Source organism: Vibrio mediterranei (assembly GCF_900088415.1).
Classification (GTDB): domain Bacteria; phylum Pseudomonadota; class Gammaproteobacteria; order Enterobacterales; family Vibrionaceae; genus Vibrio; species Vibrio mediterranei.
On the sequence record NZ_FLLQ01000027.1, the window covers coordinates 1 to 1,715 of the forward strand.

The following is a 1,715-nucleotide window of genomic DNA, read 5'->3' on the forward strand; positions in this document are numbered from 1 at the left end:
GTTCTTGCTTTGAGTCCATCAAAACCCTTTGGGTGTTGTATGGTTAAGCCTCACGGGCAATTAGTACAGGTTAGCTCAACGCCTCACAACGCTTACACACCCTGCCTATCAACGTTCTAGTCTCGAACAACCCTTTAGGACGCTTAAAGCGCCAGGGAAGACTCATCTCAGGGCTCGCTTCCCGCTTAGATGCTTTCAGCGGTTATCGATTCCGAACTTAGCTACCGGGCAATGCGTCTGGCGACACAACCCGAACACCAGAGGTTCGTCCACTCCGGTCCTCTCGTACTAGGAGCAGCCCCCTTCAATCTTCCAACGCCCACGGCAGATAGGGACCGAACTGTCTCACGACGTTCTAAACCCAGCTCGCGTACCACTTTAAATGGCGAACAGCCATACCCTTGGGACCGACTTCAGCCCCAGGATGTGATGAGCCGACATCGAGGTGCCAAACACCGCCGTCGATATGAACTCTTGGGCGGTATCAGCCTGTTATCCCCGGAGTACCTTTTATCCGTTGAGCGATGGCCCTTCCATTCAGAACCACCGGATCACTATGACCTGCTTTCGCACCTGCTCGAATTGTCATTCTCGCAGTCAAGCGGGCTTATGCCATTGCACTAACCTCACGATGTCCAACCGTGATTAGCCCACCTTCGTGCTCCTCCGTTACTCTTTGGGAGGAGACCGCCCCAGTCAAACTACCCACCAGGCACTGTCCTCATTCCCGATTAGGGAACCAAGTTAGAACATCAAACATACAAGGGTGGTATTTCAAGATTGCCTCCACAAACACTGGCGTGCTTGCTTCAAAGGCTCCCACCTATCCTACACATGTAGGCTCAATGTTCAGTGCCAAGCTGTAGTAAAGGTTCACGGGGTCTTTCCGTCTAGCCGCGGGTACACTGCATCTTCACAGCGATTTCAATTTCACTGAGTCTCGGGTGGAGACAGCGTGGCCATCATTACGCCATTCGTGCAGGTCGGAACTTACCCGACAAGGAATTTCGCTACCTTAGGACCGTTATAGTTACGGCCGCCGTTTACCGGGGCTTCGATCAAGAGCTTCGTCCGAAAACTAACCCCATCAATTAACCTTCCGGCACCGGGCAGGCGTCACACCGTATACGTCATCTTGCGATTTTGCACAGTGCTGTGTTTTTAATAAACAGTTGCAGCCACCTGGTATCTGCGACTCTCGGTAGCTCCATCCGCAAGGGACTTCACCACTAAGAGCGTACCTTCTCCCGAAGTTACGGTACCATTTTGCCTAGTTCCTTCACCCGAGTTCTCTCAAGCGCCTTGGTATTCTCTACCCGACCACCTGTGTCGGTTTGGGGTACGATTCCTTACAATCTGAAGCTTAGAGGCTTTTCCTGGAAGCATGGCATCAATGACTTCACTACCGTAGTAGCTCGACATCGTGTCTCAGCCTTAAAAAGGTCCGGATTTACCTAAACCTTAAGCCTACGCACTTGAACCTGGACAACCGTCGCCAGGCCCACCTAGCCTTCTCCGTCCCCCCATCGCAATTGTAAGAAGTACGGGAATATTAACCCGTTTCCCATCGACTACGCCTTTCGGCCTCGCCTTAGGGGTCGACTTACCCTGCCCCGATTAACGTTGGACAGGAACCCTTGGTCTTCCGGCGAGGAGGTTTTTCACCCCCTTTATCGTTACTCATGTCAGCATTCGCACTTCTGATACCTCCAGCA

Annotated in this window: 1 rRNA gene; it reads right to left on the reverse strand. The window is 52.4% G+C overall.

Going from position 1 to position 1,715, the window contains the following annotated elements:
• Positions 1 to 39: 39 nt before the first annotated feature.
• Positions 40 to 1,715, reverse strand: a 23S ribosomal RNA gene (locus tag VME0621_RS25945); the annotation flags it as partial.